The 9,559-nt window shown below is 54.8% G+C and carries 6 protein-coding genes, 2 tRNA genes and 1 pseudogene; 4 read left to right on the top strand and 5 right to left on the bottom strand.

The genetic code is table 11. From position 1 onward, the window contains the following. Positions 1 to 1,032: pseudogene (locus HMPREF0577_RS06355) on the top strand (N-6 DNA methylase); the annotation flags it as partial. 40 nt (positions 1,033 to 1,072) lie between these two features. Continuing rightward, positions 1,073 to 2,422 (top strand): formate-dependent phosphoribosylglycinamide formyltransferase, encoded by a 1,350-nt coding sequence (gene purT / locus HMPREF0577_RS06350; RefSeq protein WP_004012942.1) that lies wholly within the window; start codon positions 1,073 to 1,075, stop codon positions 2,420 to 2,422. Positions 2,423 to 2,963: 541 nt separating this feature from the next. On the opposite strand, the gene HMPREF0577_RS06345 is transcribed toward purT, so the two are convergent. From HMPREF0577_RS06345 to HMPREF0577_RS06325, 5 genes are all read right to left on the bottom strand, one after another. After that, positions 2,964 to 4,229 carry an alpha/beta fold hydrolase gene (locus HMPREF0577_RS06345; protein WP_004012941.1) on the bottom strand — a complete coding sequence of 422 codons (1,266 nt, stop codon included), beginning with the start codon at positions 4,227 to 4,229 and terminating at the stop codon, positions 2,964 to 2,966. Positions 4,230 to 4,577: 348 nt separating this feature from the next. Next, positions 4,578 to 4,649 (bottom strand) — tRNA-His (locus tag HMPREF0577_RS06340). Between the two features lie 140 nt (positions 4,650 to 4,789). Continuing rightward, a complete protein-coding gene (orn, locus tag HMPREF0577_RS06335; RefSeq protein ID WP_004012940.1) occupies positions 4,790 to 5,407 on the bottom strand; it encodes an oligoribonuclease in 618 nt (205 codons plus the stop codon). 145 nt (positions 5,408 to 5,552) lie between these two features. Further along, entirely contained in the window at positions 5,553 to 6,752 is a 1,200-nt protein-coding gene (locus HMPREF0577_RS06330; RefSeq protein WP_004014829.1) for an ROK family transcriptional regulator, read from the bottom strand. Positions 6,753 to 6,774: 22 nt separating this feature from the next. Then, positions 6,775 to 6,847 (bottom strand) — tRNA-Arg (locus tag HMPREF0577_RS06325). A 196-nt stretch (positions 6,848 to 7,043) separates the two neighbouring features. Here HMPREF0577_RS06325 and HMPREF0577_RS06320 point away from each other — a divergent pair. Both HMPREF0577_RS06320 and ettA read left to right on the top strand, forming a co-directional pair. Then, on the top strand, positions 7,044 to 7,583 hold the full coding sequence (locus tag HMPREF0577_RS06320; protein ID WP_004012938.1) for a single-stranded DNA-binding protein: 540 nt from the start codon (positions 7,044 to 7,046) through the stop codon (positions 7,581 to 7,583). 101 nt (positions 7,584 to 7,684) lie between these two features. After that, positions 7,685 to 9,367: an energy-dependent translational throttle protein EttA gene (gene ettA / locus HMPREF0577_RS06315; RefSeq protein WP_004012937.1), complete on the top strand. Its 1,683-nt coding sequence runs from the start codon at positions 7,685 to 7,687 to the stop codon at positions 9,365 to 9,367. Positions 9,368 to 9,559 lie beyond the last annotated feature (192 nt).

Genomic DNA, 9,559 nt, shown 5'->3' with positions numbered 1-9,559 from the left:
ACACCTCATGAATTCGTCATCGTCAACCCACCGTATGCGCGCGCGAAAGAATCCCCCGGGCTGGAATGCGCCGCGAGCCGGGAATATTTCGCGTATTTCTTGGAAAAAATCGCCAAAACCAGTCGAGGCTTTATCGCGGTAACTCCTGCGTCCTATCTGTGTGTCCCGAAATTCGCGGTCTTGCGTGGCATCCTGGAGCGTGAACAACTGGGCGGGCGGGTGTTTGTGTTCGATAATGTGCCGGATACCTTGTTTAGGGGCTATAAATTCGGCTCCAGTAATACGTCGAGCACAAACTTTGTGCGCGCCGCGATAACCGTGTGTAGCCCAGGGCAGCGCGAGTGGTCGATTACCCCGATTTTGCGGTGGAAAAGCGCCAACCGCCCTCGGATTTTTGAACTTGCCCCCGAGCTGTTGGTACCCCGGGAAAAAGGACCGACGGGGGAGTGGGTGAAACTGCCGGCGGACTTACGTCCCTTGTGGCAAGAGCTATCCCTGGTCAAGACTACTTTGCGGGATTTGCTGGCCTCGGGGGAAACCCCGTATGCGCTCACGGTGGCGACTACGCCACGATACTATATTTCGGCGGTGTACCGGGATTTGCAGCGCGGCTCGAAGGTAAAGTTGTATTTTCCGGATGCGGTGAGTCGCGACCGGGCAGCCGTGGTGCTGAATTCCTCGCTGCCGTATTTGTGGTGGCGGGCGTTGGATGGCGGGGTCACGCTGCCGCGTCGGGTGCTGCTCGGTACCCCCATCCCGGTGGAATCCCCGCTAAGCCCGGAAGTCCGGCAAGCCGCACGTGTTCTGGAAAACACCGAAACCCAGCATCTGGTCACCAAACTAAACGCCGGGAAAATCAACGAAAACGTCAAACGACCCCCCGCGCTGGTCGAACGTCTGAACACCCTGGTCTTCGCACCCGTCACCACCGCAGCCCACCCAGTTGCCGCCGACACAGCTGCTCCCCCTGCCCACTCCGTCATCCCCGATTTCAGCCTGCTCTACACCGAGGACATGACCGATTTGCTGTAATTCTGGTTACGGGCATATAAGCGAGCGGTAGACTGGGTTCATGAGCGTTTTCCCCTTGACTCTGCCCGTGAAGGTTCTTTTGCTTGGTTCCGGGGAACTGGGCAAGGAGTTGACGATTTCCTTGCAACGCCTGGGGTGTCCGGTCGTGGCCTGCGATTCCTACGCCGGAGCGCCGGCCATGCAAGTTGCTCCCGAGTCGCGGGTGTTGGATATGGCGGATGCGACGAAGCTCGCAGCGCTGATTGCCGAGGTCAAGCCGGATTTGGTGGTGCCGGAGGTCGAGAAACTTGCCCCCGAGCCGCTGGTGGCGGCCGCTGCAGCGGGCGTGCGGGTGGCGCCCTCGGCCAGGGTGGTTCAGCTCACTTTTGATCGCCAGGGGATTCGCCGGGTTGCCGCCGAGGTCGCGGGGGTGCCGACCTCGCCTTACGCTTTCGCGGATTCCTACGATTCATTAGTTGCGGGCGCGAATACGGTCGGTTTTCCCTGTTTCGTCAAGCCCACTATGTCATCATCCGGGCATGGGCAAAGCCGCGTGACACGACCCGAGGAACTGCGTGGTGCCTGGGAAGTGGCCTTCGCCGGGGCGCGCGCGGAAACCGGCCGGGTCATTGTGGAGGGTGAAATCGCTTTCGACTACGAGATAACCCTGTTGGCCGTGCGCCACTTGGATTCGGCTAATCCCGAACGGGTGTGCACCAGTTTTTGCGCGCCTATCGGACACCGCCAGGAAGCGGGGGACTATGCGGAATCCTGGCAATCGGCGGCTATGCCCCCGGCGGTACTCGTCAAAGCCCAGAATATTGCCCAAAAAGTCCTCGATGCCCTCGCGGCCGAAACCCGGCAAGCCCCTCATGAATCCGCCGACGCGGCGAACCCAATGTTGGGGCTCTTCGGGGTGGAGCTATTCGTCAAGGGCGAGGAGGTATTCTTTTCGGAACTCTCCCCGCGCCCGCATGACACCGGAATGGTCACTATGATTACCCAGGCGCAAAACGAGTTTGACCTACACGTCCGGGCGATTCTCGGTCTGCCGGTAGATACGCGGATGCGACCCGGGGTAGCCGCTGGAGCCTCGGTGCCAATTAAAGCCGACCGGGATTCTTCGGCACCCCGCTACGCCGGCATCGCCCGAGCCCTGGCTGTCGCCAACCCGCATATGGACAATGCTTTGGCTGCTGACACCATGGACGCGTCTGATGCTTCGGCTGCAAATCCCGGCGCTGAATCGCGGGATTTCTCCCCAGCAGACATCGAATTGCGAATTTTCGGTAAACCTGAGGCACACCCGGGTCGACGCGTGGGGGTGGCACTAGCTACCGGCGTGGACACGAACCAAGCCCGTACCGTTGCCCGCGAAGTCGCCTCCCAAATCGCTGTCTCCGGGTCATGAGGTGCTAGTTGGGATTGCTACGTAGACCTAAATGTGAGATTTGTCACATGTTACGGACACGCTTTGGGGAATTTCGGATATCTCGATATCAAAATAAGCCTGTGACCTGGGATTATGTTATTGAGAATTGGTGAGAATTTAAAACTGTGTCCGCAACTATCACCAGGCCAAGCGTGTCTATTGGGCGTTTTTCTACGGTGGACGATTTTAGAGAGTTTTTCCGGTCGCTCTCTGCTGATTTTGGGTACGATCCGCAACGGATATCGCAGATATCCTTTCCCTCATTCAAAATTGATACCGCTAAGTTTCCGCCTACCCCAGTCGGCAACAGGAAGTGGCGACTACACGGACATATCTGTAGATGGGATTATCTTGAGATAGGTTATCTTTTCTATACTGTAGTGTATGAAATGCCGGATACTATATACGAATTGACTCTTATTCGTAAGTGACGTGCTTATAATATATATGAGCTGATGATTTCGTTCAGATTTCGCTTATTTTTACCTTTAAATTTGTAATTCCAAGTAATGAAGCGTACCTACTGGGTTATTTTCCCTTGGAGCAGTTTAATCAGCCGGTCGATAACGCGGGTGTCGCGGCGCAAGCCATTGTGTTCGTACTCCGAGGTCACCCACAGGCGACACTGGGGCAGCAACGCGGCGGTTTCCAGGGAATACTCCAGGGGCACAAAGGCGTCGTGGAAATAAGCCACAGCCGCTACCGGAACCTGGGCGGCCTTGAGATTTTCGGGTTGGTACAACTTTGGCCATTCATGAGTGGCCAAAATATCAGCGGCCGCAGCCAGATTCGCGAGTTCGCGGTCTTCTGTAAAAATCGCGTGGCTGATATGTTCGCCGGCAAACCGGGTCGGGTCGTCGCGAACCGTTGCGGGCATGGTGCGTTGTGCCGCCCAGCGCGTCGAAACCCCATCGGCATAGCACGATTCATGCAGCACCGAATAAATCGGGTTTCGCCCCGTGAAAGGCAGGGCGTCGGCTAGATCATGGCTGAAAACTGCGGATAGCGCCTCATGATCGAGCAAATTATGCAGCCACAAATCGCCACCTTGTGCCCCCAGACGTGACCCGATATTGCGCCACCGCGCGAGCGAAAGCGCCTCACCCGAAGGCAAACGCAGCTTGCCTGCGGCGCACAGTTGCGCCACCCGCGCGACTTTCTTGCGGTCGCCTGGGAACTGGCGGTAATACGCCTCCGTTTTTTCCAGCATAATCTGCCAGGTCGCGGCGTAAATATCCTCGATAGGGTGTCCCACCGCCGTGAGTCCCCCGGTGATAATCGCTCCGGCGAGAGACTCGGGATACGCCGAGAGGTAACGCAGCGTGGTGAAGCCGCCGAAAGACTGTCCCATGGACACCCACTGTTGCACGCCCAGGTATTGGCGCACGGCTTCGGCATCGTTGACAATTTCATCGGCACGCAGATGACTGAGGTATTCCGCCTGGCCTTGCGGGTCGAGTCCAGCTAGTGCCCCCCGGTCGGTCGTGGCATAGACTGGAGTGGATCGACCCGTACCACGCTGGTCGAGCAGGACAACCTGGTAGTCCTGTAGGACGCGCTCCAGCCAGTTCGGGTTGGTATCGGGATAAAGCGAGGGACGCGGGTCTTCGCTGCCCGGCCCGCCTTGGAAGAACACCAGGTAAGGTTTCTTTTCGCCGTCTTCACGAGTCGCCACGCGGGCGAAAACGTTGATTTGGCGGCCCTCGGGTTCAAGGTGATTCAAGGGGACTTTGAGGGTAATCTCGCGCAGTTTCAAGCCGGGTAGGTATTTTGTTTCTTCAGTCATGGATTTAATTTTAGTCCCTGGATTGGCGGGCTGTGGGTTGCGGCTACTATCGGGTACTTGCAAGGACTCGCTTTGCTCGGTTTTTAGCTCGGTTTCTGTCCGTGGTCGAGCATGTTTTTTATCGGGGTACTTGCAAGGTCTCGCTTCGCTCGCCTTGCGTACCCCTTCGTCGAAGCGGCATATGCCTGGGGGACAAGTTTTTTACGGCGCGAACTTCGTTCGCTCCGCCACTTCCAGAACCCCGCTTACGCCAGCCAGCTGGCGACGCGGTTTCTGTCCGTGGCTCGTCGGCTACGCCGACTCCGTAAAAAACTTGTTGGTCAAGGCGCATGCCTTGACCAACATCGGGGTGGCTGACGAGATTCGAACTCGCGACATCCTGAACCACAATCAGGTGCTCTACCGCTGAACTACAGCCACCATTGCGTCGAAACGCAACTTGACCATTTTACAGGATTTACCGGCCAGACCAAAGTCGCGAAAAACTAATCGGGCAGCTCACAGCGAAACGCCTCGGATTTCAGGATGGCACCTCATGAACCCCACCAGACGTAACCGAACTAAAACGGCGAGGTTTCGCTAATCTTTGCGGCGATGGCCTGCAGTTCCTCGGAAGACGGTCCTTCGTCAGAGGGGAACAAAGTCGCCCGATAATAACGCAACTCGTTAATAGAGTCTTGGATATCACCCAGGGCGCGGTGATTGCCAAACTTTTCCGGAGCAATCCCGTAAACCTTGGGGAACCAACGCGCGGCCAGCTCCTTGATAGACGACACGTCCACAATGCGGTAGTGCAACCAGTCCACGAAATCCGGCATCTGCTTTTTCAAAAATGTCTTGTCCGTACCCACCGAATTCCCGGCCAAGGGAGCTTTACCGGCCTCTGGTACGAAACGTTGGACGTACTCCAACACCTGGCGGGCGGCCTCTGTTACAGGTAAACCGTGGTCTAACTCGTCCAATAGTCCCGACTTAGTGTGCATTTCTCGCACGAAATCCCCCATATTATCCAAGGCGGTCTGACTTGGCTTAATCAGCAAATCAATCCCCGTATCAAGGGGATTCAGGTTGAAATCAGTCACAATCACGCCAATCTCAATCAGTTCATCGGTGGCCAAATCTAGCCCAGTCATCTCGCAGTCCACCCACACCAGAGCATCAGTAAGCGCTTTAGTCATTTCTCTCACTATCTTTCCATTCTTGGTTTTGACACTACCAGTTTAGTCAGACCGGCGCTAGGAGTGCATCCGGGTGGGTGAACCGACCCCGATACTATTGTGGAGAGATTCCTGTGGCGTGTCCGAAAACCCCTAGGCGATGACTTTAAACTTCGTCGGCAAGAAATTTCTGTAAAATCGCGTCCAGATTAGCCAAACTCACCGCTTTGGCCATCGCCCCGCGTAATGGTCCGGAAGATCCCAGGGTGCTGAGGCGTAGCTCCATGTCGGAGGCCGAATCCGGCAGGGCTACATCATTGATGGTTTCCCGCACCTGGTTCAGATAGAGCTCCCCGGCGTGAGACAATGCCCCGCCGATAACAATCATCTGGGGATTTAGAATATTGCAAATCTGAGCCAAAATGTAGCCCATCGCGCTAGCCGCTTTGCGTAGTTGGCGGATTGCACGGATATCGCCGTTTTCGAGCAGCTTATACAAATCCTCCAAGGTGTCTACTTGCAATCCTATATCTTGCAGCGAGGCAATAATCGAGGACAAAGACGCTACGGACTCTAGGCATCCAGTTCCGCCACATTTGCACAAATTGTTATACCCGGGAACCGGTAGATGCCCAATTTCCCCGGCGATTCCGCCACTGCCGTGTAAAATGCGGCCTTCGCTCATGATGCCGGCACCAATACCATAGGAAGCCTCGACATAGATAAAATCAGCTACATCTTGCGCCACGCCCCACATGTGTTCCGCCATGGCTCCGGCATTTGCGTCGTTTTCAGTCAAAATCGGGAAGGGTGAAATGGCTTGGGCTTGTTTTTCCAGGTTGACATCGTTCCATCCAGGAATCATCGCGATGAAATGTGACAGGGTTCCGTCCGCCCGCACGGCATTGGCCACCACCACACAACCGGCCACAATCTGGGAGTTCTTTAGTCCGTGTGCCTCCATCATCGAATCGAACATCTCGACAGCTTTTTCTTGGCCTAAAGCGGTGGAAAACCCTGGCGGTAGCTGTAGTGCTTGAGAATCAACAATGGTGTGATCTAAGGTGACAATGCCGACTCGTACCAGTTCGCGCTCTATCGAAACTCCCATGGCATAGCCGATATCTGGGGCGAAGGCAATGGTATTTCCCCGTCGCCCCGAAGCTGTTTCGGCTAGATGCAGGATACCGGCATCAATCAGCTGGCGTACAATATTGGACACGGTGGCGGGTGCCAGTCCGGTGCGTCGTGAAATTTCGGCTTGCGAGATTCCCCCTGCGTCGATTATTGCTGCGAGGACACGCTTTTGGTTCGCCATCCGCAGTGACGACGGTGAGCCGGGGCCGGTGAATGTTTCTGTGGTCACAGGACTTATTTTAACATCCAAGTGCCCCCGACAGGACTCGAACCTGCAACCCACGGATTAGAAGGCCGTTGCTCTATCCATTGAGCTACGGAGGCTAAACGGGTCGATTAAAACCGTTAACTCGTCTATGCTAACGCATTTTCGCGATTTAAGCCCCTGTGGAAAACCCGCTTTTCCACAGGGGTGGAATTTTTTTCTTGTTAGGGCTGCAAAATCGCGGAAAACTGAAGCCGATGCCACAAGGGATCAGTAAGTTATGTGGCGCTAGACGCGCCGAAAGGAGAAACAATTATGAGCTCGATGAATTTGACTGTCAGTGGTCGCCTGGGCAACAACCCGATAATTCGCCAGGGGGCTTCCGGAACTCAGTGGGTTCGGTTTAGCCTAGCCACTTCCAGCAGTTACCGAGACCAGGAAGGAAAATGGAAAGATAGCGAAACCACTTGGTTTAACTGCAAGGCCTGGGGAAATTTCGCCGTGAATATTGCCCAGTCGCTGCGTAAAGGCGACCCGGTGGTGGCACAGGGACGCTTGGTAGTTGGTTCCTATGAGCACACCGACCAAAGCACCGGTGTAGTTAGCGAACGTGCGGACATTGCCTTGCACTTGACGCATATCGGTATTGATTTGGTGCACACTTCGACTGTGAATGTGAGACATGCCGGAGCAAACAAAGTCACTGAAAAATCAGGGTTCGACGTAGAGCCAGAACAAACTACGAATTTAGACTCAAGCGAGGCAACTGAGGTGCCCGACGAGCTAGTTGACGAAATCAACGAAGTAGAAGAGTCCTCTCTCGTCCAGGCGGGTACGAGCGAAGCACCATTCTAAATCAGATAGCATTGGGGTGTGGGGCGGCCTTGCCCCAGCCCCAATGCTTTCGCTGAGGGGGTCAATTACGGTGCATTCCGTCCTAGTTCAGAAGGAAAGGTATGTCTGAGTACATCTATCAGATGGTCAAAGCCCGCAAGAAAGTCGGCGACAAGTTGATTCTCGATGATGTCACCATGGCGTTTCTGCCGGGGGCAAAAATTGGCATGGTTGGTCCCAACGGTGCTGGCAAGTCCACAATCCTGAAAATCATGGCGGGACTCGACGAGCCAAGTAACGGCGAAGCCGTGCTTAGCCCCGGGTTCTCTGTGGGGATTCTGCTTCAAGAACCACCTTTGAACGAAGATAAAGATGTTTTAGGTAATGTCGAGGAAGGCGTGGGGGAAATCAAGGCGAAACTCGACCGTTTCAACGAAATCTCTACCTTGATGTCTGAACCTGATGCAGACTTTGATGCCCTGATGGAAGAAATGGGTAAGCTTCAAGAGGAAATCGATGCCGCTAATGCCTGGGACCTTGACAATCAATTAGAGCAAGCCATGGACGCACTGCGTTGTCCGCCTCCTGATGCTGAGGTCAAGAATCTTTCCGGTGGGGAACGACGTAGGGTGGCGCTGTGTAAGCTCCTGCTACAAGCCCCGGACTTGTTGCTCTTGGATGAGCCAACCAACCACCTTGATGCCGAGTCGGTGTTGTGGCTAGAACAACACCTCAAGCAGTATCCCGGGGCGGTTATCGCCATTACCCACGATCGCTACTTCCTTGACCATGTGGCGAGCTGGATTGCCGAAGTAGATCGGGGGCATCTCTATCCCTACGAGGGTAACTATTCTACTTACCTGCAAAAGAAACAAGAACGTCTGGAAGTACAAGGGCGCAAGGATGCGAAACTGGCCAAACGCCTGAAAGATGAACTGGAATGGGTACGGTCTTCGGCTAAAGGGCGCCAGGCCAAGTCAAAGGCACGTTTGGCCGCCTACGAAGCTATGGCTGCCGAAGCAGAAAAAACTCGTAAACTCGATTTTGACGAGATTCAGATTCCTCCTGGGCCGCGTTTGGGAACCACGGTTATCGAGGCCAAGAACTTGCGGAAAGGCTTTGGGGATCGCGTGTTGATTGACAATCTCTCGTTTAGTTTGCCGCGTAACGGAATTGTGGGGATTATCGGCCCGAACGGGGTGGGGAAAACCACCTTGTTCAAAACCATTGTGGGGCTGGAAGAACTTGACGACGGCGAGCTGAAAATTGGTGAGACCGTCAAGATTTCCTATGTTGATCAAAATCGAGCCGGTATAGATCCGAACAAAACTTTGTGGGAAGTGGTTTCCGATGGGGCTGACTATATCGAAGTCGGTAAAGTACAGCTGCCTTCTCGCGCCTATGTTTCCGCCTTCGGATTCAAGGGTGCCGACCAACAGAAACCCGCCGGAGTGCTCTCTGGGGGGGAACGCAACCGCTTAAACCTGGCCTTGACTCTGAAAGAGGGCGGGAACCTGTTGCTGCTCGACGAACCGACCAATGATTTGGACGTGGAAACCTTGGGGAGCTTAGAAAACGCTCTCCTACAGTTCCCAGGTTGCGCTGTGGTAATCACCCACGACCGGTGGTTCCTGGATCGGGTGGCGACCCATATTCTGGCCTATGAAGGTAGTGTGGAAAACCCAGCGCAATGGTACTGGTACGAAGGCAACTTCGAAGGTTACGAAGCCAATAAAGTACAGCGATTGGGCGAGGAAGCTGCTCGTCCCCACCGGGTTACCTACCGCAAACTCACCCGCGACTAAGCGTGTAAGCTTTGCGCCTAAATCCGGTTAGGTCTGGGACTGGAATTGTCCCAGACCTAACCGGTGCGAGCTGAGGTTTTCCTGAAATTAAAGCTAATTTGACAGTGCCGAACCGTTGCTAAAATCCAAAACAGCTAGTTATAATGTCATCAGTAAAACCGACCAAAGGTGTTCCCGGATTTTACTCAGTCA

Origin of the sequence: Mobiluncus mulieris ATCC 35243 (assembly GCF_000160615.1) — a bacterium.
Taxonomy (GTDB): domain Bacteria; phylum Actinomycetota; class Actinomycetes; order Actinomycetales; family Actinomycetaceae; genus Mobiluncus; species Mobiluncus mulieris.
This window is presented reverse-complemented; position numbering and strand designations above follow the sequence as displayed.